This is a genomic window from Azospirillum cavernae (genome assembly GCF_003590795.1).
In the GTDB taxonomy this organism is placed as follows: domain Bacteria; phylum Pseudomonadota; class Alphaproteobacteria; order Azospirillales; family Azospirillaceae; genus Azospirillum; species Azospirillum cavernae.
This window is the reverse complement of sequence record NZ_QYUL01000003.1, coordinates 350,261-373,052: the sequence shown is the minus strand read 5'-3', so window position 1 is coordinate 373,052 and position 22,792 is coordinate 350,261. Positions and strand designations below refer to the sequence as shown.

Here is a 22,792-nt window from a genome sequence, read left to right as displayed (position 1 = left end):
AACGCGCGTCTCCTCTGATCGGCCCGTTCATCGCTCCGCTCCACCACTCGCCAACGGAAAATATGTTTGGCAATCTGTTCTGTGGGGTGCGCGCCAGGGTGGCGGAGCGCTTATAGCGATCAGCCATCATGCCATCGGACACACCGATCCGTCGTTCAAAATCGCGCGTCAATCGCCTCTGGGATGTCTTTACCCCACCAACCCCGACATCACGGCGCGCAGTTGCGCCGGTTTCACCGGCTTGTTCAGCACCAGGCAATCGGCGGCCTTGGCCTCGTCGGCCAACTCGGGGGTGCGGTTGGCGGTGATGAGGATGGCGGGCAGGTTGCGGCCGCAGGCGGCGCGCAGGCGGGTCACTTCGTTGACGCCCAGCGCGCCGTCGTCCAAGTGATAGTCGGCGATCAGCAGATCGGGCAAGCGCTCCATCGCCGCCAGCCGGATCAGGGCTTGGTCGCCCGACATCGCCGACACCACATGACAGGACCAGCCGCGCAGCAGCGCCTCCATCCCCGCCACCACCGCCGGTTCGTTGTCCAGCACCAGAACGGAGGTTCCGGCCAGCCGGTCGGTCAGCGGGCGGGGGGCTGGGGCGCAGAGCGGACGGGTGGCGCGGCGTTCGGCCCCGCGCGGCACGGTGACGGCGAAAACGGACCCTTTGCCCAGCGTCGAGCGCACGGTGATCGGGTGATCCAGCATCCGGGCCACCCGCTCGACGATCGCCAGCCCCAGACCGATGCCCCGGTCGCGCCCGTGGGTGACGGGGGTGTCGAGGCGGCGGAACTCCTGGAAAATCTCGGTGATCTTGTCGGCGGGGATGCCGGGGCCGTTGTCCCACACCTCGATGCGCAAACCCTCGGCGCAGCGGCGGCAGCCGACCACCACCCGCCCGCCCTGGACGTAGCGCAGGGCGTTTGACAGGAAATTCTGCACGATCCGCCGCAACAGCCGCATGTCGCTGCGCACCACCGATCCTGAAGCGACGACGCGCAGCCGGATGCCGCGTTCCGCCGCGATGGCGGCGTATTCGGTGGCGAGCGGCAGCAGCACGCCGCGCAGCGGGAAATCCGTCACCTCCGGCGTCACCGCCCCGGCGTCGAGCTTGGAAATGTCGAGCAGCGCCGACAGCAGATCCTCGACCGAGGCCAAGGCCAGATCGACATTCTCCACCAGCTCGCCGCTGGCCCCCGGCTGCTCCAGGTCGCTGAGCGCCGAGACGAACAGGCGGGCGGCGTTCAGCGGCTGCAACAGATCGTGGCTGGCCGCCGCGATGAAGCGGGTTTTCGACAGGTTGGCTTGATCAGCCTGCGCCTTGGCCTGCTGCAACTGGTCGTTCAGCAGCATCAGCGCGGTCTTTTCCGCCTGTTCGGATTCGCGCCGCCGCGCCTCGTCCTCTTTGATGTCGGTGATGTCGGTGTAGACGCCGACGACGCCGCCGTCGCGGGTCCGCCGCTCGTTCACCTGAATCCAACGACCATCGGCCAACTGGTTGATGAAGACGCCGCGCATGTCGTGGCGGTGCTCCATCCGCTCGCGCAGCCACAGATCGGGCGGCGGATCGCACACGCCGTCCGCGCTCGCCACCATGGCGACCAGTTCGGAAAAGCGGATGCCCGCCTGGATGCGGTCGGCGACGCCCGGCCAGTAGGACAGATATTTCCGGTTGCACAGCACCAGCCGGTCGGCGGAGTCGAACAGGGCGAAGCCCTCATTCACCGACTCGATGGCCTCGAACAGGCGGGTCCGCATCGTCTCGGCCAGCTCCTTGGCGCGGGCAAGGTCGCGGTTGCTGTCCTCCAGCTTGTGCAGGGCGCGTTCGACCTCCAGCGTGCGTTCGCGGATTTTGTTTTCCAGCACGATGGCGGTCTGGAACAGGGAAAAGGCGCCGCCCTGGAAATCCATCGACCGCTCGACCCGGTCCATCAGCACCTTGTTGATGCGCTGGAGCTTGGCGTTTTCCCGCTCCAGATCGGCGATCCGGTCGGCGTCGGATTTCGGGAGGGCGAGCGTCCTCATGCGCCGCGCGCCCCAATCGCCACGCCGGTGAAGGTCTGGTTCACATGCATGCCGTTCACCTGCTCGCCATAGGCGCAGAAGCCGACCACCCGATGGTTGGCCAAGCGCTGGGACATCACCGCGCCCAACTGGCGCTGCTCCATTTCCAAACGCCGCAAAATGCAGTCGCAGCCCAAAACCAAATCGGGCGATCCGACCTCTTCGGCGATGCCGTCCATCAGCGCGTCGAAATTGGCGACGGGATCGACGCCCTCCGCCACGGTCAGGACGATGCCCTCGTCAATGGCGCAAAAGAAGGTCAGGCTTTCGTCGTCGTTCACCTTCTGGATCGAGCGGACATGATACTGCCCGCCGACCCGGACGACGACGGGATGGGAGGCAAAGATCATCGGGGTCAGCGGCTCGCCCTCCAACCCGACCAGCCGGGCGTATTCGCGCCCCGCCGGTTCAGCGTTGATCTCGGTGACGATGCGGCGCTGCGGGTCGGCCCCGGTGACGACCATCTTGCGGTCGGAGCTGACAAAATGCTGGGTGCGGAAGACGGTGAAGGGCCGCGTCGTGGTGAACAGCGCGACGACGCCCGCGTTGGCGTGGAACACCCCGTCGTGCAACACAAAGGTCTGCTCGAAATGCAGATCGTCCCCCGCCGACGCGCCGAACAGCGGAATGTCGATCAGGGCGTTGTGCAGGGCGCTGACCACGGTTTCTTCGCTCATCGACAGCCCGTCGATCAGCAGCATGGCGAAGCTGTCCGCCTCGCTCCCCATCGGCGCCGCGCGCGCGGCGAGCGCGCGATCCCGGCGCGTCAGCAGGGAGCGGGCGATCACCGTGCTGTCGGCGATCTCGAAACGATCCACATGATCGACCAGCGCGGTGACGACGGAAAAATCCTCCGACGGAAAACCAACGGCGACCAAGGAACCGGAGATGTAGCCGAACGGCCCGATTTCCCCCGCCGTGGTGCAGCCGATCACCGGCACCGCGCCAAATTCAGCCGACAGCGCGTCGGCCAAGGCGGCGCGGTCCAGGCAGGGCGCGCAGAAGACCACGACCAATTCCAGCGCCTCCCCACCCAGCCCGGCGCGGAGTTCGCGCGCGGCGGCGCGCGGATCCTCGGCCTGCGACATGGCGCGCGGGATCTCGCTTCCCCGACGGGGCGGCGCGGCGGCGGTTGGTTCCGGCATGGCCTCTCCCTCGGCGCGGGACTCCGGCTCGGCCAGGGTACTCCAGGGATGGCGGCGGGCAAGGCCGTTTCGTGGGCGGGTGAATGCTACCATGGTCGAACGACGCGCCTTTCCAAACCCGTGCCGATGGTTTTACGCCGATGGTCTTACAGGGCGTCCGCCGCCGTCGGCCTCGGCAAGTCCGAGAACTCCTCGTCCGTGAACAGCCGGGACTTGGCGGCAAAGCGGACGCCATCGGGCGCCTCCAACGAGAAACCGCCGCCACGCGCCTGTATCACATCCAGAATGACTTGGCTGTGTTCCCAATAGGAAAAGGTCGAATCCGCCATGCAAAAGGGCGTCGTTCCGGCGTAGCCCAGGCACAGATCGCCGCCGCCCATGCGGAATTCGCCGCGCGGCAGGCACAGCGGCGCGGTGCCGTCGCAACAGCCGCCCGACAGATGAAGAAGCAGCGGCCCATGCTTGGCCGCCAGCCGGTCGAGCAGTGCGAGCGCGTCGGGCGTCGCGGTGATTCGCTCCACCATCCTTGAATCTCCTGGTCGGAAAAAGGCCGCGAACAGAAAAAGGGCCGGGGTTTTGACGCCCCGGCCCAGTTTTACCCGATGGGGAGGAGTACGCTTAGAAGAAACCAAGCGCCTTCGGGCTGTAGCTGACCAGCAGGTTCTTGGTCTGCTGGTAGTGGTCGAGCATCATCTTGTGCGTCTCGCGGCCAATGCCGGACTTCTTGTAACCACCGAAGGCGGCGTGCGCCGGGTACAGGTGGTAGCAGTTGGTCCACACGCGACCAGCCTGGATGCCGCGACCCATGCGGAAGGCGCGGTTGCCGTCACGGCTCCACACGCCGGCGCCCAGACCGAATTCGCTGTCGTTGGCGATGGCCAGCGCCTCTTCCTCGGTCTCGAAGGTGGTGACGGCGACGACCGGGCCGAAGATCTCTTCCTGGAAGATGCGCATCTTGTTGTGGCCTTCCAGGATGGTCGGCTGAACGTAATAGCCGCCTTCCAGCTCGCCGCCCAGATGGGCGCGCTCGCCGCCGATCAGCACCTTGGCGCCTTCGGCCCGACCGATTTCGATGTAGGAGAGGATCTTCTGAAGCTGCTCTTCCGAGGCCTGGGCGCCGATCATGGTGCCGCCGTCCAGCGGATGGCCCTGGGAAATCTTGGCGACGCGCTCAACCGCCAGCTTGATGAAGCGGTCGTAGATCGACTTTTGGATCAGGACGCGGCTCGGGCAGGTGCAGACTTCGCCCTGGTTCAGGGCGAACATCGCGAAGCCTTCCAGCGCCTTGTCCAGGAACTCGTCGTCCTGCGCCATCACGTCTTCAAAGAAGATGTTCGGCGACTTGCCGCCCAGCTCCACCGTCGAGGGGATGATGTTTTCCGAGGCGTATTGCAGGATCAAGCGGCCGGTCGAGGTTTCGCCGGTGAAGGCGATCTTGGCGATGCGCTTGTTGGTGGCCAGCGGCTTGCCCGCTTCGATGCCAAAGCCGTTGACGACGTTCAGCACGCCGGGCGGCAGCAGGTCGCCGATGATGTCCATCAGAACCATGATGGCCATCGGGGTCTGTTCGGCGGGCTTCAGCACGATGCAGTTGCCGGCGGCGAGCGCCGGGGCGACCTTCCAGGCGGCCATCAGCAGCGGGAAGTTCCAGGGGATGATCTGGCCGACGACGCCCAGCGGCTCGTGGAAGTGATAGGCGTAGGTGGTGTCGTCGATCTCGGCGATCGAGCCTTCCTGAGCGCGGATGCAACCGGCGTAGTAGCGGAAATGGTCGATGGCGAGCGGGACGTCGGCGGCGCGGGTCTCGCGGATCGGCTTGCCGTTGTCGAGCGTCTCGGCGAGCGCGATGATTTCCAGCCGCTCTTCCATGCGGTCGGCGATCTTCAGCAGCAGGTTCGAGCGTTCGGTCGGCGAGGTGCGGCCCCAGGCGTCCTTGGCCTTGTGAGCGGCGTCCAGCGCCAGCTCGATGTCGGCGGCCTGCGAGCGGGCGATCTCGCACAGCGCCTTGCCGGTGATCGGCGTCAGATTGGTGAAGTATTGGCCGTCCACCGGGGCGACCCACTGACCGCCAATGAAGTTGTCATAGCGGGGGCGGAGGGCGATTTGCTTTTGCAGCGTGTCGAGAGCCTGGTGGAGCATTTGCCGTTTCCTCTCTGGATGGCGAGCCGGTGATGGTCCGGCCCGGCGCGTTTGTCGACGCCATTGATCCAACGAGAGGGGGTATCCGGTAAATTGTACTATGGGATGAGACGCTGGGAGGGGAGACGGCGGGGGAACAAGATGGCTTTGATGGCGAACAATCGTCAGGCCGAAACCGCCGCGCGCTGGCGCCCCGCCGCCTTGGACAGATCGGCCCCCTTCAGGGTGGCGAAGCTGGTCTTGATCCCGGTCAGGTCGGTGCCGGTCAGCAGCGCCCCGGCCAGGCTGGCGTCGCGCAGGTCGGCCCCGGCCAACCGGGCGTTGGTGAAGTTGGTCGGCCACACGCGGCTGCCGTCGCCCGACAGATCAACGCCGCGCAGCCGCGCCCGCCACAGCTTGGCCCCGGTCAGGTTCGCCCCTTCCAGATTGCAGCCGGACAAATCGGCGCTGGTGAAATCGGCGTCGCGCAAATCGCAAAAGGACAGATCGGCCATCGCCAGCTTGGCCCCGGAGAAATCCGCCCCGCGCAGGCCGCAGAAACGCATCACCGCCCCGCACAGCAGTTGATTGGCGAAGGAATAGCCGCGCAAATCAATGCGCTGCAATTCGATGCGCTCGCCCTTTTTGCCGTCCTTGTCCACCCAACGTTGATGTTCGGAAATCAAATCCGCCATCCGGGCCGCCGTGGTGGTCAGGCCGGTGCCGTCCACGTCGATGCCCTTGCGTTCCAGGGCCGTGCGCAACTCCTCGTTCAGACGCGCGCCGCACATCAGAACGCCGTCGAGCGTCACCTTGCGCATCGTGGCGTCGGTCAAGTCGGCGCCAATCAGGATGGCGCCGCTCAGATCGCTGCCGGTGAAGTCGGCCCCGGACAGATCGCTGCCGGAAAAATCGCATTGGGCCATCCGACAATCGGTCAGGATCGCCTGGGTCAGCGCGCAGCCGACAAAGGTCGTGCTGCCGTCGGCGTTGCCGCCCGCCCGGCGGTCGCCCGCCTCGATCATCATGCCGCGCCGCAGATCGGCGCCCTGGAGGTTGGCGTTCTGCAAACGCGCGCCGTCAACCCGCGCCCCGCGCAAATCGACATTTTGCAATTGCGCGCCGCTGAGATCGGCGCGCGACAGGTCGGCGCCATACAGATCCGCGCGGGACAACACGGTTCCCATCAGCCGCGCGCGCGCCAAACCGGCCCCGGTCAGTTTGGCGCCGGCAAGGTTGATGCGGCTCAAGCCCAAGCCGGTCAGATCAAAAAAGCTGAGATCGGCGCGGCGCCCCTGCCCCAAGGGATCGCGCAGCAACCATTGTTGATGCTTGACCAGAGTGTCGCGGACGGCGCGCAAATACCGCTCGTCCATCATCGGATGGATCCGCCCCGGCACTGGATGCAACGATTCCGCAGACACGTCACAGGGCGCGCGCCTTTCCGAATGGCAACAATGAGCATACTGAGTTGGTGGATATTACCGGATTGGAAGAAACCCGGAAAGGGCGGATCCATGACCGATCCGCGATGATTTCAAGATTCTTTTGTTATACCCACAATCTTCCAGCTTGCAAAACGCCGCTGACGCTTGGTCACAAGCGCGTGAAGCGGATGCGTCCGCCCTTGGGAAAAGCGTCTTCCCGGCCAATATCCGATGAACGGATCCGCAACGGACCCAACACACGACCGCAAAGGGAGATCTTCGGCATGGGCTGCGGCGACAAAACCAAGGACGACTGGAAGCGCGATCTTTCCCCCACCCAATTCCGCGTTCTGCGCGAGCATGGCACCGAACATCCCGGCTCCAGCCCGCTGAATCACGAGAAACGCACGGGTCTCTATCAGTGCGCCGACTGTGGCCAGCCGCTTTACAGCAGCGCGGCCAAATACGACAGCGGGTCGGGCTGGCCCAGCTTTTGGGAGGCGTTGCCGGGCGCCATCGCGACCTCGACCGATTTCAAGCTGGCCTATCCGCGCACCGAGGTGCATTGCGCCCGCTGCAACGGGCATCTTGGCCACCGCTTTGACGATGGGCCGCAGCCGACCGGAAAACGCTATTGCATGAACGGCGTGGCGCTGAGCTTCGCCCCCCGCGATGAGACGGGCGACTGAACGTGAACAGCGGCGGCGCGCCGTCGCGTTGCGACCGCGCCGCCCTTGTTTCCAAATTGTGTCAAATTACCGCTAAAAAATTACAAGCCGGACACAGGGACTCGGTGGTACAATCGGCTGGATGCGACGCGGTGTCGCGGCGTGTGACATGGCGCGTCGTTGCGGCGATTGGGTGGATGAATGGTGGTTTCCGCCGAGTTTTTGGGGATGCTGCTGCTGATAACCAGCGCCGCCGCGCTTGGCCTGTCCATCGTCATCGACGTTGGTCGGGTCAGCGCTGAAAAGGCGCGGGAAGCGATGGCGCAGCGGACCTATGAGAAAAAGCGCGCCGCCCTGGCCGAATGGCGGCAGAAGACCGAGCGCAAGCGTGTCGATCTGACGACGCTTCAGGCCCGCTTGACCGAATTCAACGGACGCCGCCACAAGACGCAAAGCGAATTGAAGGCGCTGGAATATTCGAAAATTGAACTGGTCCATGAGGTTGGCGACGCTGACGGCGACCCCGACGTCTATTGGGCGCAACTGGCGGTCAGCGCGGAATTTGCCGAACTGGACCGCAAGGAGATCGTGTTTTCGCGCCAGATCTGGGAATACCGCAACGTCGTCCACATCCTGGCCAACTCCACCGATCAAGCGCACGGAAGCTTGCTCATGGCCTTTGGCAAGCGCAACGGGGTGGTGACGTCGCCGGTCGTTCCTTTGGCCCTGGCCCCGGACCCCACGGCGGAGAACGGCGACTCATGACCGGGATGATGCTGTATTTCGCGCTGGGCTTGATGGTTTTGACCGTTCTGTCCAATCGTTACTGGCGCCGTCAGCTCGTGCTGACGAAAATCTCCAACTCCAAGCTGAAGGACAAGGTGGACGACGTGACGCGGGAGGTCGCCGATGTCGCCTCCGACTACGCCCAGCTTGCCCATCATTCCGCCGAGATGGAAAAGCGTGTCCAGAAGGCGGAAGTCGATCTGCAAGCCGCTCTCGTCGAGTTTGAGAAGAAAAAGGACGCTCCGCTCGACCGTTATTTCGTTTTTGACCGGCAGGAGCCACGGCCCGGTCGGTTTTGGGAGGTCGCGGTCCGCTGCTCGCCGTCCAACAGCGTCGAATCGCGCGGTCAGAGGGGCTGGAGCGGCGTGCGGCGCTATCTGTTGGTGGCCGATGGCGAGCGTGACGCTCGCGATCGCGTCACCTCCCGCTTTCAGCGGCGGGCGGGGTTTGAGGTGGTTGAGGTCGCCGGATGCCGCCTCAGCGGCTTGTCGGTCAACCGCATCGCCGAACTCAGCACCTTTCGCAAACCGGGCAAGGAAAATCCCGACGGCGACGGCGCCGCAAAGGGAAACGCCAAGCCGCCGCGCAACAAAACAACGGTGGCCCGCTCCTAGGCGCGCACCCCGGTTGTCGCAATCTGGCACGTTGACCATGACAGCCCGATGACACGCGGCGGGGCTGCTTATTTCTGTTGTTTCCCCGTGATTTAAAATGCTTCCCTGCACGGCGCGAGAGGTGTGGCCGGGCAATGGGGTTGGCAAGCTATGGATGATGTCGGTCGGTCGGGGGTTTTGCCGGCCCTTGCCAGTCTGTGTTTGCTGGCGCTGTTCGTCGCCGCCGGTATGGCGGCCCTGCCGCTGCGCGGGGCGTCGCCCAACCTGTCCTTCGTTCCGGTGTCGCCGGAAACTCTGCCGCCGCTGAACGGCGTCTTTCCAGTGCTGACGTTGCGGCCCGACCGTTCGACCATCCGGTCGGGTTACGCGAGTCGCGACCCGGATGGCCGGATCCGCGTGACCCTGTATGACCCTTACGAGCCGTTGTTGGCCGAGGCCAGCGAAGGCGTGCTCTTCTCCGCCGATCTGCGGGCCTTGTGGCTGCTGGCCACCGACGAGGAGCGGGCGCGTCTGCGCGCCGGCGTCACCGCGCTGGCCCTGTCGTTGCGCCAATCCGCCGACGCCATTTTGCATTCGCCGGAATTCACCAACGATTACCGACCGCTGTTGCAGGACGCCGCGCGCAGCGCCATCGAAACCGCGTGGAAACACCCCTCCACCCGCGCGGCCTATGACGAGATGTTGCGTGGGGCCGAACCCATCCTGCGCGACGTCGCCGCCCGCGAGGTTCGCCCGCTGCTGCTGCGTCGGCTCGACGGGTTGCTGTGGGACATCGTGCAGGCCAACGTCGGCACCGTGTTCAGCGTCTTCAACGCCCGCCCCTGGAACACGGCGCCGGTCGAGCAGGCGGTGGAAGCCGCGCTGCGCGACATGCGCGACCAGGGCGTTCTGGAGCGCGCCGTCGCCCAGGTGATCGAGGCGCGGCAGACCAAGGCCTTCCTGCAACTCTTCGCGGGCAACGCCATCGACGCGCTGGCCGCCGACCACCGCATCGAAGAAACCCTGCTGCGTTTGGCCACGGATCCGCGTATGGCCCGCTATCTGGCCCCGATGGGACCGGCGAGCAGCGATCTGTCCTTGATGGCGCCGCGCATCCTGTTCGGCACGCGCGAGGGCGGCGATTTGAACGCGGTGGCCGCTTACACCTTCAACGGGCTGGTTGGCGGCCATCCCGGCCCTGTGGTGATCCTGATGACTCCCCAGCAGCGCGACGCCATGGTGAGCGTCGATTCCAGCGTGCCCAAGATTCTGGTGCGGAGCGCCACGCCGTGACGATGCCCATTTCCCCCCTCGCCGCCCCCACCGGGGCTGACATCGTCATTGAAAACCTGACGATTTCGCGACCCGGCGGCGGACGGGTGCTGAACGAAACCAACCTTGTGATGCGCGCGCACGAGGTCGTGTTGCTGGTCGGCCCCAGCGGCGGCGGCAAATCGACCATCGTCAAGCTGCTGGGCGGCCTGCTGGAGGTTGGCGAGGGCGGTTGGACCGTCACCGGCAAATTGCGGCATGGCGACCGGACCATCGACCTGAGCCACGAGCGCAGCGACATTGGCGGCATCGTCTTTCAGGATCACGCGCTGTTCGACGATTTGTCGGCCATTGAAAACCTGCGCATCGCCGCCGATCACGCCACCAGCACGCACCCGTCATTGATGGGCGACGCCACCGCGCTGCTGGCCGACGTTGGGCCGGACAAGCGCATCGCCGCGTGCAGCGGCGGGCAGCGCCAGCGTCTGGCCATCGCCCGCACCGTGCTGGCCGACCGCCCGGTCCTGCTGTTCGACGAGCCGAACTCCGGCCTCGACGTCGTGTCGGCCCGGCGCTTGGGCGAGCTTATTCGCGGCCTGTGCCAAGTGATGGGCAAACCGGCGTTGATCGTCGCCCACCACGTCAAGGATCTGCTGCCCATCGCCGACCGGGTGCTGCTGCTCGACACGCGCGGGCGCCGGTTGATCGAGGTGCCGCCCGACGCCGATCTGGTCGAAGCCGAACTGGTCAAGACCGGCGTGGACGAGGCGCGCGGCTCCGCGCCGCTCGCCCGCAACCCGTGGCCCGCCTCCATTGGTCGGCGCTCGCGGTTGCATTGGTTTCTGCGCTATCTGGCCGAATATTTCTGGGTGCTCTGCGCCTCCCCCTTGATGTTGATCTATATGGGGATGGGGGCGCTCATCATGGGCTTTGTGTCCATGTGGTTCGGCTTCAATTACAACTCCTTCGGCGGCTTCCTGAAATCGGTGCTGCATGACGAGACGCTGGTCGGAGTCGGGTTGGTTCAGGCCACCGTCGCCGTGCCGCTCATCAGCAGCATCCTGTTCGTCGCCCGCAACAACGCCATCATCGCCGCCGACATCGGCAACCGGGTGTTGTCGTCTCAGTTCAAGGCGATGGACAATCTGCAAATTCCGGCGCGCGGCTACATCTTCACCGCCATTGTCCTGAACATGGTGGTTGGATCCGGTCTGCTGCTGGTGGTGTCGCTGGCGGTGGCGAGTTGGGGGTCGATGGAAACCTGGCACCTGCTGTTCCCCCAGCAGCACCGCGAGCTGTGGCAGGACCATTTTTTCCGCAAACTTCTGCTCAACGGGCTGACGCCGTCGCCCAAAATGGGCTGGGTTCTGCTGAAGGTCGCCTTGAGCGGTCTGCTGGCCAGCGGCATCGCCATCGTCATCGGCATGCGGCCCAAGGATTCGGTCATCGCCATCAACACGGCCATCGCGCAATCAATCATCGCGGGCGTGACCGTCACGCTGATGGTCCACGCCGTGGTGTCGGTGCTGACGCTGACCTTTTGAGCGGATGACTTTTTGGGCAAGGCGGCGTCGGTATGCGACGCCGCATACGATCTTGCCGCAACTGCTCATCGGCTGTAGTTAGAATGAACGGTTTTGGGAGGTGACACATGTCCGGTGATGACAATCCGTCTTTGACGCAGGCGGGCGCCGCCCAACGGACCGGGGCGTACCGCGCCGCCGGTGGCACCACCACGATGGCGGCGTTGGCGCTGGTCGCCGCCGTGACCTCGTCCTTCTGGTCGCCGCCGCTGTTCAAGCTGCTGCACCTGCGCACCCCCGCCGCCGCGACCACGGCGCGGCAGGATGTGGACATCGGGCGTTTGAACCAGTCGGTCGCCGATCTCGAACGCAAACTGGCCGAGGTCAACGCCAACCTCGTCAAGGCCCAGCAGGATTCCGCCGCCGCCAAAACGGCGCAGGCCGCCGCCGAGTCGCGGGTCGGTCTGGTCGCCCTGGTCCAACTGCAATCGGCGCTGCGCCGTCCCGGCCCGTTTGATGTCGAGTTGGCGCTGGTCCGCGCGTCCAACCGCGATCTGGGTCCGCTGGCCCCGGCCTTGGAGGCGCTCGACAAGCAGGCTTCAACGGGCATCCTGGTTGGCTCCCAGCTTCGCACCGAGTTCAACGAGTTGGCCGACGAGTTGACCCGCCGCGATTACAAGGTGATTCCCATCGCCTGGATGAACTCCCTGCTGGGCCGTCCGGCGCCGGGCGCGGAACCGGCGGGCGTCTTCCCGCCGGTGGAACGCGCCTCCGTTCTCGCCGACCGGGTCAAGGACCGGCTGGGAAGCAACGATCTGTCGGGCGCCGTCAACGAGTTGGCCTCGATGAGCGGCGACGCGGCGGCTCTGGTCGAACCTTGGGTGAACGAGGTGCGCGCCCGCATCGCCGCCGACACGGCGATCACCAAGCTGGGCGACCGCATCGCCGCCACGCTGGCCCGCCCATGAGCGGTCGCCGCCGCCCCGGCCTTGCCGCCGCCGCGCTGTTGTTGGCGTCGGCCCTGTCCGGGCCGGTGGCGGCGCAATCCGCCGCGCTGCCTCCCGCCGAGACGTTGAAACCGACAACGGAGGCGCCTCTTGCGGTGCTGCCGCCGGTCAAGATGTATCCGCCCAAGGATCCGGCGGCGGGCGGCGTCCTGGACGTCTACAGCCGTTACATGTTCGCGATGAACAAGGCGGTCTACGGCAAGATCGACCAACTGTCCGCCTGGTGGCAGGGACCGCAAGCGGCGGCCAAACCCGCCGCGACGGCCAGCGGCGGCGGCAGCCTGACCAACGTGGTGGCCAATCTGGTCAACGAACCCGTGACTGCCATCGCCGCGCTGGCTGTTGGCGATTTTGGCAACAGTTGGCGGTCGGTGGAGCGGTTCGGCATCAACAGCACCATCGGCGTGCTCGGCTATTACGACACCGCGACCTCTTGGGGCTTTCGCCCGGCCCACACCGACGCGGGCCTGAGCCTGTGCAGGGCCGGGGTTGGCGAGGGCGGCTATGTGGTCCTGCCCTTCGTCGGCCCGCGCACGGTGCGCGACGCGGTGGCCGACGTCGTGTTGACCAACGCCGTGCTGTGGGTGGCGGCGGGCAGCCTGTTCGGCACCGGGGCCACGCTGCAAACCATCGCCATCGCCGAAACGGTGGAGATCGTCGCCGACGTCGTCGCCACCCGCCAGATCGACCCGCAGGCCAAGGCCATCGGCTTCACCGATTACGCGACGACGCGCGACCGCTACCTCGCCCAACGCCGTGCCCGCTGCGCCGCGCTGCGCGGCGATCCGGCGCCGCCGCGCAAGATGGGATAAGGCCGGACACCGCGACGATGCGTTTGGAAAGCCCCCGTCTGTTGCTCCGGCTCTGGCGCGATGACGACCTCGACGCCTTCGCCGCGCTGTCCGCCGACCCGGCTGTGATGGAGCATTTGTTGCCGCCGCCGGATCGGCAGGCGTGCGACGCGCTGGCGGCGCGCATCCGTCAGCACTACGCCGATCATGGATTCGGCTTTTGGGCCGTCGAGCTTCCCGGCGTCAGCCCCTTCATCGGTTTCGTCGGCTTGGTCCATGTGACCTACCCGGCGCATTTCACGCCAGCGGTTGAAATCGGCTGGCGGCTCGGCTCGGCCCATTGGGGTCATGGCTACGCGACGGAGGCCGCCCGGCTGGCCCTGCGGGATGGCTTCACCCGCCTTGGCTTGGCGCAGATCGTCGCCTTGACCGTTCCCGCCAATCAACGATCCCGCCGGGTCATGGAGCGGCTGGGCATGACGCGCGACGAACAGGATGATTTTGACCATCCACGGGTTCCCGACCAGCACCCGCTGAAGCGCCATGTCCTGTACCGCCTCAAGCGCGAGGCGTGGGAAGGCTGAAGGCCGCCCTTTCCGGCTGGACAAGCGGGCGCGGCGCCCTATGTCACGCGCCATGACACGCATTCCCGCCCTGATGGCGCCGCTGATCCTGACCTTGACCGCCTGCTCCGGCCCGGCCCTGATCGACGCGGTGACGCCGCGTTCGGGCTATCGGTTGACATCAGACCTTCCCTTCGCCGCCGATCCGCGCCTGCGGCTTGATCTGTACCAGCCCGACGCGCCGACTCCTGGCGGGGCGGTGGTCGTGTTTTTCTACGGCGGCAATTGGGAATCCGGGGACAAGGGGCTGTACCGTTTCGTCGCCCAGGCGTTGGCGGCGCGCGGCCACACCGTCGCCGTGCCGAATTACCGGCTTTACCCCGCCGTGCGCTACCCGGCCTTTCTGGAGGATTCGGCGGCGGCGGTGGCGTGGCTGCGCCGCCATGGCGTCGAGCATGGCGTTGCGCCCGGCCCGGTGGCGCTGATGGGGCATTCGGCGGGGGCCTACAACGCCATGATGTTGGCGCTGGACGACCGATGGTTGGGCGCGCAGGGCTTGGACCCGGCGCGCGACCTCAGCGGCGTGGTCGGTTTGGCCGGACCTTATGATTTCCTGCCGCTGACCAGCGACATGCTGAAGGATCTGTTCGGCCCGGAAGAGCAGCGGCCCGACACCCAACCGATCAACCACGCCACCCGACAAGCCCCGCCCCTGCTGCTGGCGACGGGGACGGAGGATGACACGGTCTACCCGCGCAACACCCGCAATCTGACCGAGCGGATCCGGGGTTTGGGCGGAACGGCGCGGGCCGTCGAGTATGACGGCGTCGGGCATCTGCGCATCATCGCCGCCTTCGCCCGGCCTCTGCGCTGGCTAGCCCCGGTCCTGGACGACGTGGACGGCTTCCTGAAAGGGCTGAAGGCGCAGGGATAAGCCGTCCCCCTACTCCACCGCCGCCTGAAACAGGTAGCCCATGCCATGGACGGTGACGATCCGCGTCGGTTCCGCCGGATCGGCTTCGATCACCCGGCGCAGGCGGCGGACCAGCCGGTCGATGGAGCGGTCGTAGGGCACATTGTCGCCGCGCATCGTCAGATCCAGCAGATCGTCGCGGGTCAGCACGCGCCCCTGGTTTTCGACCAGGGCGGCCAGCAAATCGAACTCCGCCGAGGTCAGGCGGACATCCTCGCCGCCCGGATCGCGCAGGCGGCGCTTGTCGAGGTGCAGTTCCCACCCCTCAAAGCGCTTGATCCGACCGCTCAGCGGCTGGGTGGTCGGCGATTGGCCGGGGCGGGCCACCCGGCGCAGCAGGCTGCGGGTGCGGGCCAGAATCTCGCGCGGCTCGAACGGCTTGGTGATGTAGTCGTCGGCGCCCAGTTCCAATCCGATGATGCGGTCCATCCGATCCGACCGCCCGGTGATGAGGATGATTCCGATGTTGGAGGTCGCCCGCAGCTCGCGCGTCACCATCAGCCCATCCTTGCCGGGCAGCCGGATGTCCAGCAGCAGAAGGTCGATCCGCCCGCGCGCCAGCAGGGCCGACAACTGGTCGCCATCCCGTGCCAGCATCACCCGATAGCCTTCGCCTTCCAGATAGGACTTCAGGGTTTCGCGGGTGATGGGGTCGTCGTCAACAACGGCGATGGTGTGCATCGTCCCCCACGGAAAAATCGGCTGCGCAAAAGGCCTTGACGCCAAACTAGCGGCTTGCCGCCCGCCCGTCACCCTGCGGATTGTTTGCTTCGCGCGCTGTCGGATATGGTGACAATGTGGCAGCGCTTGTCAAAGGCCCGGGACAATGCCATCATTGTCTCCATGACAAATTGGACGCCCGATCTCGCCGGACGCACCGGCCCGCTGTACCGCGTCATCGCCGACGCCCTGGCCGACGACATCGCCAGCGAGGCGTTGCCGATTGGCGCGCGCCTGCCGACCCACCGCGACCTCGCCTTTCGGCTGGGCGTCACCGTCGGCACCGTGACGCGCGCCTACGCCGAAGCGGAAAAGCGGGGGCTGATCGGCGGCGAGGTTGGGCGCGGCACCTTCGTGCAAAGCCCGCGCGCCGCTCTGATTCCCGCGCCCTTCGCGTCCAGCTTCACGCCCAGCGCGCCGTTGCCGGGCGGGGTGGTGATGGGGGGCGGGGGCGGCTCCACCGTCAACATGACGACGCTTCGTCCCGAACACGCGCTGGCGGTCCAGGCCTTGGCCAACACGCTGGGCGCCATCGGCGCGTCCGGGCAAACCGCCGCCTTTCTCGGCTACGCCCCGCACGCCGGTTTGCCCGCCCACCGCGAGGCCGGGGCGGCGTGGTTGGAGCGGCAACACCGGGTGCAAACCACGGCGGACGCCGTGCTGCTCGCCACCGGGGCGCAAAACGCCATGGCGGTGGCGCTGTGCGCCGTGGCCCGGCCCGGCGACATCGTGGTGACGGAACGCCTGACCAACATCGGAGCCAAGACGCTGGCCGCCAACCAGGGCTATCACCTGGAGGGCGTCGCCATCGACGAGCATGGCCTCGTCCCCGACGCCTTTGACAGCGCTTGCCGCCGTCTGGGGCCGAAGGCGCTCTATCTCGTGCCGACCATGCACAACCCGACCGCCGTGGTGATGCCGCAGGAACGCCGGATCGAGATCGCGGCCATCGCCCGGCGCTACGGCGTCATCATCATCGAAGACGACGTGTTCGGCTTCATGGTGCCGGACGCCCTGCCGATCCAGACCATCGCCCCGGACATCACGCTCTACGTCACCAGCCTGTCGAAAAGCGTGTCGGCGGGTCTGCGCGTCGGCTACGTCGTCGCCCCGCCGGAGCTGCGCTCCCGCGTTGAGGCGGCGATCCGCGCCCTGCAATATTCCGCCCCCACCCTGACCGCCGAGGTGGCCAGCCGCTGGATTCAGGAAGGCACCGCCGACCGCATCGTCGATGCCCAGCGCGCCGAGGATCTGGCCCGCCAACGTCTGGCCCGCTCCATCCTGCCGACGGAAACCGTCTATGGCCACCCGTCGGCGCAACACATCTGGCTGGTCCTGCCCGAACCCTGGCGGCGCGAGGATTTCATCGCTGAAACCCGTCGGCGCGGCGTGGTCGTCACCGGCGCCGACGCCTTCGCCGTGGGCCGCACCAGCGCGCCCCACGCCGTCCGCGTCGGCCTGTGCATGCCAGGATCCCGCGACGAAGCCGCGCGCGGCCTGCGCGCCATCGCCGATTCCCTGGAAGCCCCGGTGTCGGCGATGCTGTCGATCGTGTGAGGTGGGCAGGGCGTCAGGCGCCGATCAGCCGGTCCAAGGCAGCGATGATGATGGTGTCCTCCGACAGGAGGTTGCCGACGCAAGGGCCGAGTTCAGAGACGTGAACCGCGCCCGCAAATTGCGTCACCATCACCTGTGGCTCTCCTTCGATCATGAAAACCGGGTTGAGCAGAGTGGCGGGCCGTGGCGCTAAGTTTGGCGGCAGAAGCGGCGCGACAAGGCGCGTGTTGAGATCCCGCAAAATATTGGCCTGTAGGTCAAGCAGATAGCCAGAGCCGTCGAGACGACGGTGAATGTCGAAACGGGCCATCAGTAGGGGCGATGCTTCGCCAAAGGAAGGCCATGCGCCTCGACATAGGCGTTCGACGAGGCAAGAGCCGCGCGGTTTTCGTCCAACCAGCGCTTTTCGCGCAGTTCGGTAATCTGCGCCGCCAAACCGCGCTCGCAGGCCCGCGAGACATTGACGCCAAGGGCTTTGGCTTGCTCCAACAGATCGCTGTTGAGGCTGACGTTGGTCGCCCGCTTCGGGGCGGAGGCGTCAAAGGACAGGCGCGTGTCCGGCATCCTGCTTCTCCATGCTCATGCGCATAGAGAATGCCCATAGTTATGGGTAAGATCAAGCGATGACCGTCGCCCTCCCGGTCTACTGCGCCCGCATCCGCAGCGGCGACACGCCGAACCAGCGGCGGAAGGCGCGGCTGAAGGCGCTGACTTCGGAATAGCCCAGCAGAAAGCCGATGTCGGCGATGGGGACATGGCGTTGCCGGATGTAGACCGCCGCCAGATCGCGCCGCACCCGCTCCACCAGATCGGAAAAGCTCAAGCCCTCCTCGGCCAGGCGGCGTTGCAGGGTCCAGCGCGCCACGCCCAGCCGATCGGCGATGTCCTCGACATAGGGACAGCCTTCGGGCAGGCGCGCGCGGATTTCCGCCGTCACCCGGTCGAGCAGCGCCGGTTCGCCGGTGTCGCGCGCGATGTCCACCAGCGTGCCGCACAGCGCGGTCAACCGCGCCATGTCGCCGCCGGGCATCCGCCGGTCGAGATCGCGGTCGCGCAGCACCAGGGCGTTGGTGCGCTGGCCGAAATGGGCCGGGGCGTCGAACAGGGATTCGTGCTGGCGCCAATGCTCCGGCTTGGGATGCTCGAAATGCACCTCCTCCGGCATCCAGGACGGGCCGAGGCAGGCGCGGACGACGTTGGCGAACATGCCCATGGTCAGTTCGGCGTCCTGCCGCCGCTCGACGATGCGGCCATCCAGGATGCGGTATTCCAGCCGCAGCAACCCGTTGTCGCGGACGAAGCGGGTTTCGGTCGCCTGCTGGTGAAAGGGAAAGAGGCGGGCAAGATGCTCCAGCGACGCCCCCAACGTCGGCGCCGACAGCGCGATTCGCCCGATCAGCCCCAGCATGTCGGGCTGGAACTGGCGACCGAACAGAAGGCCGAAATTGTCGTTGCCGGTCTCCCCCGCCGCCACCTCCATCATCGCCACATAGGCGGCGAGGTCGAGCGCCGAGGTTGGTTGGCCCAGCGCCTTTTCCTCCACCCCGACGCGGTGGAACACATGGTCGGGCTGGCCGCCCTGCTGGGTGATGAAGGCGGCGACGCCGGACGCGGCGGCGGCCAGGATGTTGCGCCGGTTCCCCTGCCCATCTGTTGGGCGGCCTGCGGCGATCTGCCTAGAATTCGATCCGTGCGCCGTCATGACAGACCCTTCCGAAGCCGGTTTGCCGCAATGCAGCAATCGCCGTGCCGAACCCGGTGGTCAGAGTGACAAAATTTGCACGCACTCTCTATTGCACGATAGTCTGACCATTCGCATAGAAACGAAAAGGCCGCCGTCGGGGGGGGACGGCGGCCTTCAGCGTGACGCTTCGGCAAAGGGAGAGAAGCTCAGTCGGTCATCGACCGCGCTTCGGCCAAGGCGACGTTCAACAGCGGGTCGCCGTCGTTCCGCAGATCGGCGGTGAAGCGGTAGAACAGATAGCCCAGCGCGAACAACCCGACGAACAGGCCGAACACCAAGGTGTTGAAGTAAATCATCGTGCCGAGCGCCAACACCGCCAAGGCCAGCGAGATGGCCGGGAACACCGGGTAGAAGGGCGCGCGGAACGGACGAGCCAGGTTCGGTTCGCTGGAACGCAGCTTGAACAGCGCCGCCATGCTCATGATGTACATGACGATGGCGCCGAACACCGACATGGTGACGATGTTGGCGGTCAGCGGCATCCCGCCGATCTGGATCCATTCGTCGGAGAAGACGGCGGCGATGCCGACCACGCCACCCGCCAGAATGGCCCAATGCGGGGTCTTGCGGGTCGGGTGGACGGTGGCGAAGATCGGCGGCAGGAAACCGGCGCGCGACAGGGCGAAGATCTGGCGCGAATAGCCCATGATGATGCCGTGGAAGGACGCGACCAGACCGAACAGGCCGATCCACACCAGCATGTGCAGCCAACCGCTCGATTCACCGACCACCGCCTTCATCGCCTGGGGCAGCGGGTCGTTGATGTTGGACAGCGCCTTCCAGTCGCCGACGCCGCCCGCGAAGATCATGGTGCCGAAGGCCAGGAACACCAGGGTCAGGATGCCGCAAATATAGGCGCGCGGCACGGTGCGGCTGGGATCCTTGGTCTCTTCCGCCGCCATCGCCGCGCCCTCGATCGCCAGGAAGAACCAGATGGCGAAGGGGATCGCGGCCAGGATGCCGCCGACGCTGCTGATGGTGAAGGTGTTTTCCCCCGACCAGCCGTTCGCCGTGAAATTCGCCCAGGTGAAGCCCGGCGTCACCACGCCCATGAACACCAGCAATTCGATGATCGCCAGCACGGTGACGAACAGCTCGAAGGTCGCGGCGATGGACACGCCCGCGATGTTCAGCGCCATGAAGATGACATAGGCGCCAAGCGCCGCCATCTTGGGATCCAGCGATGGATACTGCACGTTCAAATAGGCGCCGATGGCCAGCGCGATGGCGGGCGGGGCGAAGACGAACTCGATCAGCGTTGCAAAACCAGCGACGAACCCGCCGGTCGGCCCGAAGGCGCGGTAGCTGTAGGCGAACGGCCCCCCGGCGTGCGGGATGGCGGTGGTCAGCTCGGTGAAGCTGAAGATGAAGGTGGTGTACATCGCCGCGATCAGGATCGTGGTGACGAGGAAGCCCAGCGTCCCCGCCGCCGCCCAGCCATAGCTCCAGCCGAAATATTCGCCGGAGATCACCAGACCGACCGCGATGCCCCACAGATGAAGGCCGGTCAGGCTTTTGCTCAATTCAGGCTTCGTGTTCCCAGACATGAAAATCCCTCCTGCCCCTGTTCAAAAGGCGGTTGCTCATGCGTTTTCGATCAGGTCCGGCGTCTGTTTTTTGCTGTCGTTGCCCGGACCCGGCAAAGACGGGGCGTCCTCCTTCAAACTGACCCCCGTCAGCTTCAACCGCGCCGCCTCGTTGGCGAGCCAGCACAGCTTGTCCGCCGCCGCCCCGATGGGCAGGCCGTCGGCGTGAATGTTGGAAATGCAATTGCGCTCGGAATCGGCGCGGCCCGGCTTGGCGTCCCAGGTTAGATAGGCCCCCAGCGATTCCGCCGCCGACAGGCCGGGCCGCTCGCCGACCAGCAGAACCAGCAGCCGCGCGCCCAGCGCCGCCGCCACCCCGTCGCCCAGCGCGACCCGCGCCTGTTCGGCCAGCACCACCGGGCCGATCCGCCAGCCGAACAGCCGTTCATGGCAGGCGTGGACCAGCGGCGCGGCGTTGACCTGGACCGCCGCCGCCGACAGCCCGTCGGCGATGACGAACAAAAGGTCCCAATCGCCGCCGGCCGCCGGATGCGACGCCAGCCGCTCCACGCTGGCCACGTCCAGTTGGCGGCCCAAATCGGGGCGGCGCAGATAGGTCAAACGGTCGGGCGCGGCGCTGTGGACGCGCAGAGTTTGCAACGGCGCCAGATCCTCGGCCAGCCGGTCGAAATCCGCCGCGCTGTGGACGGCGTCGCGGGCACGGGCGTGGGCGAGTTGGAACTCCAACAAGGCCGTCGTCGGCATCCCGTCGCCCGCCCGGCCCAAGCCGATGCGGGCGCGGGTGGCGGAGCGGAAGCGCGCCCAGGGATCCTTTGGCCCGGAATCTTTTTGCTGTTCGTCGCTCATGCCGCCGCGCTCCCCAACAGGGCCTGAACCACCAGGCTGTGATCGGGCCAGGGCGGCAGGCGGCGCTGCTCGTCCAGCCAACCGGCCTTGTCCAGCCACGCCTCGAACTCCGGCGCGGGCGGGCGTTTCAGCAGGTGACGCAGGCCCAGCACGTCGTGGTAGGACAGGCTTTGGTAATTCAGCATCACGTCGTCGGCGCCCGGCACCGCGATGATGAAGTTGACGCCCGCCGTCGCCAGCATGGTCATCAGAACATCCATGTCGTCCTGATCGGCTTCGGCGTGGTTGGTGTAACAAACGTCGCAGCCCATCGGCACGCCCATCAGCTTGGCGCAGAAATGGTCTTCCAGACCGGCGCGCGTGATCTGCTTGGCGTCGAACAGATATTCCGGCCCGATGAAGCCGACCACGGTGTTGACCAGAAACGGGTCGAAGGCGCGGGCGACGGCGTAGGCGCGGGTTTCCACCGTTTGTTGATCGACGCCGAAATGGGCGTCCGCCGACAGGGCCGACCCCTGCCCCGTTTCAAAATACATGACGTTGTCGCCGATGGTCCCGCGCTTGAGCGACTTGGCCGCCTCCTGCGCCTCGGCCAACAGCGACAGGCTGACGCCGAACCCCCGGTTGGCCTTTTCGGTTCCGGCGATGGACTGGAACACCAGATCGACCGGCGCCCCGCGCTCAATCGCCTGGATGGAGGTGGTGACGTGGGCGAGAACGCAGGACTGCACCGGAATGTCAAAGCGCGTGCGCACCGCGTCCAGCATCTCCAACAGCTTGATGCAGGCCGGGACGTTGTCGGTCGCCGGGTTGATGCCGATCACCGCGTCGCCCACCCCATAGAGCAGCCCGTCGAGCGTCGAGGCGGCGATCCCGGCGGGGTCGTCGGTCGGGTGGTTGGGTTGCAACCGGCTGGACAAGCGCCCCGGCAGCCCGACCGTGGTGCGGAAGCGGGTGACGACCGAACATTTCGCGGCGACGCCGACCAGATCAATGTTGCGCATCAGCTTGGATGCCGCCGCCACCATCTCCGGCGTCAAGCCGGGGGCGAGCGCGCTCAGCGTCGCGGTGTCGGCCTGATAAGACAGCAGCCAGTCGCGGAATTGCCCGACCGTCATGTGGGCGACCGGGCGGAAGGCGACGGAATCATGGCGGTCCACGATCAGCCGCGTCACCTCGTCGGTTTCATAGGGAATCAGCGTTTCGTTGAGGAAGGCTTTCAAGGGCAGATCGGCCAGCACCATCCGCGCCGCCACCCGCCGCTCGTCGCTGTCGGCGGCGATGCCCGCCAACTCGTCCCCCGACCGGCGCGGCGAGGCGCAGGCCATCACCGTTTTCAAATCGTCGAACCGATGCCGCTGCCGCCCCAGATCCCGCCAGTAAACCGCCATCGTCGGCGCCCTCCCTGTCCCATCCTGCAATCAGCATGGCACGGGCGGCGGCGGGGCCGGTTGACATTG

22 protein-coding genes are annotated in these 22,792 nt (G+C 66.4%); 10 read left to right on the top strand and 12 right to left on the bottom strand.

The window, feature by feature from the left end; all coding sequences use genetic code 11:
• Window positions 1-189 precede the first annotated feature (189 nt).
• The 5 genes from D3877_RS21410 to D3877_RS21390 form a co-directional block, all read right to left on the bottom strand.
• Window positions 190-2,013, bottom strand: coding sequence for a hybrid sensor histidine kinase/response regulator (locus D3877_RS21410; RefSeq protein ID WP_119832808.1), 1,824 nt, complete (start codon window positions 2,011-2,013; stop codon window positions 190-192).
• On the bottom strand, window positions 2,010-3,290 hold the full coding sequence (gene nosP / locus D3877_RS21405) for a nitric oxide-sensing protein NosP (RefSeq protein ID WP_119832807.1): 1,281 nt from the start codon (window positions 3,288-3,290) through the stop codon (window positions 2,010-2,012). The genes D3877_RS21410 and nosP overlap by 4 nt, the downstream gene beginning before the upstream one ends.
• 53 nt (window positions 3,291-3,343) lie before the next feature.
• Window positions 3,344-3,721 carry a DUF779 domain-containing protein gene (locus D3877_RS21400; protein ID WP_119832806.1) on the bottom strand — a complete coding sequence of 126 codons (378 nt, stop codon included), beginning with the start codon at window positions 3,719-3,721 and terminating at the stop codon, window positions 3,344-3,346.
• 94 nt (window positions 3,722-3,815) lie between these two features.
• The gene (adh, locus tag D3877_RS21395; protein ID WP_119832805.1) at window positions 3,816-5,336 is read right to left on the bottom strand and encodes an aldehyde dehydrogenase; all 1,521 of its coding nucleotides are present in this window, start codon (window positions 5,334-5,336) and stop codon (window positions 3,816-3,818) included.
• 164 nt (window positions 5,337-5,500) lie between these two features.
• On the bottom strand, window positions 5,501-6,694 hold the full coding sequence (locus D3877_RS21390) for a pentapeptide repeat-containing protein (RefSeq protein ID WP_119832804.1): 1,194 nt from the start codon (window positions 6,692-6,694) through the stop codon (window positions 5,501-5,503).
• Window positions 6,695-7,026: 332 nt separating this feature from the next.
• On the opposite strand from D3877_RS21390, the gene msrB reads away from it, so the two are divergent.
• From msrB to D3877_RS21345, 9 genes are all read left to right on the top strand, one after another.
• Complete coding sequence (msrB, locus tag D3877_RS21385) at window positions 7,027-7,431, top strand: peptide-methionine (R)-S-oxide reductase MsrB (RefSeq protein WP_119832803.1); 405 nt, start codon at window positions 7,027-7,029, stop codon at window positions 7,429-7,431.
• A gap of 180 nt (window positions 7,432-7,611) precedes the next feature.
• A complete protein-coding gene (locus D3877_RS21380; RefSeq protein WP_119832802.1) occupies window positions 7,612-8,175 on the top strand; it encodes a hypothetical protein in 564 nt (187 codons plus the stop codon).
• Entirely contained in the window at window positions 8,172-8,810 is a 639-nt protein-coding gene (locus tag D3877_RS21375) for a hypothetical protein (RefSeq protein WP_119832801.1), read from the top strand. Before D3877_RS21380 ends, D3877_RS21375 begins: the two co-directional genes overlap by 4 nt.
• A gap of 150 nt (window positions 8,811-8,960) precedes the next feature.
• Entirely contained in the window at window positions 8,961-10,082 is a 1,122-nt protein-coding gene (locus D3877_RS21370) for a hypothetical protein (protein WP_119832800.1), read from the top strand.
• 2 nt (window positions 10,083-10,084) lie between these two features.
• On the top strand, window positions 10,085-11,605 hold the full coding sequence (locus D3877_RS21365) for an ATP-binding cassette domain-containing protein (RefSeq protein WP_119832799.1): 1,521 nt from the start codon (window positions 10,085-10,087) through the stop codon (window positions 11,603-11,605).
• A gap of 107 nt (window positions 11,606-11,712) precedes the next feature.
• A complete protein-coding gene (locus tag D3877_RS21360) occupies window positions 11,713-12,552 on the top strand; it encodes a COG4223 family protein (protein WP_119832798.1) in 840 nt (279 codons plus the stop codon).
• Window positions 12,549-13,403 (top strand): MlaA family lipoprotein, encoded by an 855-nt coding sequence (locus D3877_RS21355; RefSeq protein ID WP_238475019.1) that lies wholly within the window; start codon window positions 12,549-12,551, stop codon window positions 13,401-13,403. The genes D3877_RS21360 and D3877_RS21355 overlap by 4 nt, the downstream gene beginning before the upstream one ends.
• Window positions 13,404-13,420: 17 nt before the next feature.
• Window positions 13,421-13,966, top strand: coding sequence for a GNAT family N-acetyltransferase (locus tag D3877_RS21350; RefSeq protein WP_119832797.1), 546 nt, complete (start codon window positions 13,421-13,423; stop codon window positions 13,964-13,966).
• Between the two features lie 52 nt (window positions 13,967-14,018).
• Window positions 14,019-14,879 carry an alpha/beta hydrolase gene (locus D3877_RS21345; RefSeq protein ID WP_199720881.1) on the top strand — a complete coding sequence of 287 codons (861 nt, stop codon included), beginning with the start codon at window positions 14,019-14,021 and terminating at the stop codon, window positions 14,877-14,879.
• Between the two features lie 9 nt (window positions 14,880-14,888).
• Here D3877_RS21345 and D3877_RS21340 read toward each other — a convergent pair whose 3' ends face one another.
• Window positions 14,889-15,599, bottom strand: a complete 711-nt coding sequence (locus D3877_RS21340) for a response regulator (protein WP_119832795.1) — start codon at window positions 15,597-15,599, stop codon at window positions 14,889-14,891.
• Between the two features lie 162 nt (window positions 15,600-15,761).
• On the opposite strand from D3877_RS21340, the gene D3877_RS21335 reads away from it, so the two are divergent.
• Window positions 15,762-17,195 (top strand): aminotransferase-like domain-containing protein, encoded by a 1,434-nt coding sequence (locus D3877_RS21335; protein WP_119832794.1) that lies wholly within the window; start codon window positions 15,762-15,764, stop codon window positions 17,193-17,195.
• A 13-nt stretch (window positions 17,196-17,208) separates the two neighbouring features.
• Here the strand turns inward: D3877_RS21335 and D3877_RS21330 are convergent, their stop codons facing one another.
• The 6 genes from D3877_RS21330 to D3877_RS21305 form a co-directional block, all read right to left on the bottom strand.
• Window positions 17,209-17,505: a CcdB family protein gene (locus D3877_RS21330; protein ID WP_119832793.1), complete on the bottom strand. Its 297-nt coding sequence runs from the start codon at window positions 17,503-17,505 to the stop codon at window positions 17,209-17,211.
• Entirely contained in the window at window positions 17,505-17,759 is a 255-nt protein-coding gene (locus D3877_RS21325) for a type II toxin-antitoxin system CcdA family antitoxin (RefSeq protein ID WP_119832792.1), read from the bottom strand. The genes D3877_RS21330 and D3877_RS21325 overlap by 1 nt, the downstream gene beginning before the upstream one ends.
• Before the next feature lie 79 nt (window positions 17,760-17,838).
• The gene (qhpR, locus tag D3877_RS21320) at window positions 17,839-18,897 is read right to left on the bottom strand and encodes an AraC-like transcriptional regulator QhpR (protein ID WP_119832791.1); all 1,059 of its coding nucleotides are present in this window, start codon (window positions 18,895-18,897) and stop codon (window positions 17,839-17,841) included.
• A 188-nt stretch (window positions 18,898-19,085) separates the two neighbouring features.
• Window positions 19,086-20,486: an ethanolamine permease gene (gene eat / locus D3877_RS21315; protein WP_119832790.1), complete on the bottom strand. Its 1,401-nt coding sequence runs from the start codon at window positions 20,484-20,486 to the stop codon at window positions 19,086-19,088.
• A gap of 36 nt (window positions 20,487-20,522) precedes the next feature.
• Entirely contained in the window at window positions 20,523-21,332 is an 810-nt protein-coding gene (gene eutC, locus D3877_RS21310) for an ethanolamine ammonia-lyase subunit EutC (RefSeq protein WP_119832789.1), read from the bottom strand.
• On the bottom strand, window positions 21,329-22,723 hold the full coding sequence (locus tag D3877_RS21305; RefSeq protein ID WP_119832788.1) for an ethanolamine ammonia-lyase subunit EutB: 1,395 nt from the start codon (window positions 22,721-22,723) through the stop codon (window positions 21,329-21,331). The genes eutC and D3877_RS21305 overlap by 4 nt, the downstream gene beginning before the upstream one ends.
• Window positions 22,724-22,792: the final 69 nt, after the last annotated feature.

Excerpts from the sequence above, each read along its gene's own strand:
- D3877_RS21410 (WP_119832808.1), bottom strand. The coding sequence starts at position 2,013 with ATGAGGACGCTCGCCCTCCCGAAATCCGACGCCGACCGGATCGCCGAT.
- nosP (WP_119832807.1), bottom strand. The coding sequence starts at position 3,290 with ATGGTAGCATTCACCCGCCCACGAAACGGCCTTGCCCGCCGCCATCCC.
- D3877_RS21400 (WP_119832806.1), bottom strand. The coding sequence starts at position 3,721 with ATGGTGGAGCGAATCACCGCGACGCCCGACGCGCTCGCACTGCTCGAC.
- adh (WP_119832805.1), bottom strand. The coding sequence starts at position 5,336 with ATGCTCCACCAGGCTCTCGACACGCTGCAAAAGCAAATCGCCCTCCGC.
- D3877_RS21390 (WP_119832804.1), bottom strand. The coding sequence starts at position 6,694 with ATGATGGACGAGCGGTATTTGCGCGCCGTCCGCGACACTCTGGTCAAG.
- msrB (WP_119832803.1), top strand. The coding sequence starts at position 7,027 with ATGGGCTGCGGCGACAAAACCAAGGACGACTGGAAGCGCGATCTTTCC.
- D3877_RS21380 (WP_119832802.1), top strand. The coding sequence starts at position 7,612 with ATGGTGGTTTCCGCCGAGTTTTTGGGGATGCTGCTGCTGATAACCAGC.
- D3877_RS21375 (WP_119832801.1), top strand. The coding sequence starts at position 8,172 with ATGACCGGGATGATGCTGTATTTCGCGCTGGGCTTGATGGTTTTGACC.
- D3877_RS21370 (WP_119832800.1), top strand. The coding sequence starts at position 8,961 with ATGGATGATGTCGGTCGGTCGGGGGTTTTGCCGGCCCTTGCCAGTCTG.
- D3877_RS21365 (WP_119832799.1), top strand. The coding sequence starts at position 10,085 with ATGCCCATTTCCCCCCTCGCCGCCCCCACCGGGGCTGACATCGTCATT.
- D3877_RS21360 (WP_119832798.1), top strand. The coding sequence starts at position 11,713 with ATGTCCGGTGATGACAATCCGTCTTTGACGCAGGCGGGCGCCGCCCAA.
- D3877_RS21355 (WP_238475019.1), top strand. The coding sequence starts at position 12,549 with ATGAGCGGTCGCCGCCGCCCCGGCCTTGCCGCCGCCGCGCTGTTGTTG.
- D3877_RS21350 (WP_119832797.1), top strand. The coding sequence starts at position 13,421 with ATGCGTTTGGAAAGCCCCCGTCTGTTGCTCCGGCTCTGGCGCGATGAC.
- D3877_RS21345 (WP_199720881.1), top strand. The coding sequence starts at position 14,019 with ATGACACGCATTCCCGCCCTGATGGCGCCGCTGATCCTGACCTTGACC.
- D3877_RS21340 (WP_119832795.1), bottom strand. The coding sequence starts at position 15,599 with ATGCACACCATCGCCGTTGTTGACGACGACCCCATCACCCGCGAAACC.
- D3877_RS21335 (WP_119832794.1), top strand. The coding sequence starts at position 15,762 with ATGACAAATTGGACGCCCGATCTCGCCGGACGCACCGGCCCGCTGTAC.
- D3877_RS21330 (WP_119832793.1), bottom strand. The coding sequence starts at position 17,505 with ATGGCCCGTTTCGACATTCACCGTCGTCTCGACGGCTCTGGCTATCTG.
- D3877_RS21325 (WP_119832792.1), bottom strand. The coding sequence starts at position 17,759 with ATGCCGGACACGCGCCTGTCCTTTGACGCCTCCGCCCCGAAGCGGGCG.
- qhpR (WP_119832791.1), bottom strand. The coding sequence starts at position 18,897 with ATGACGGCGCACGGATCGAATTCTAGGCAGATCGCCGCAGGCCGCCCA.
- eat (WP_119832790.1), bottom strand. The coding sequence starts at position 20,486 with ATGTCTGGGAACACGAAGCCTGAATTGAGCAAAAGCCTGACCGGCCTT.
- eutC (WP_119832789.1), bottom strand. The coding sequence starts at position 21,332 with ATGAGCGACGAACAGCAAAAAGATTCCGGGCCAAAGGATCCCTGGGCG.
- D3877_RS21305 (WP_119832788.1), bottom strand. The coding sequence starts at position 22,723 with ATGGCGGTTTACTGGCGGGATCTGGGGCGGCAGCGGCATCGGTTCGAC.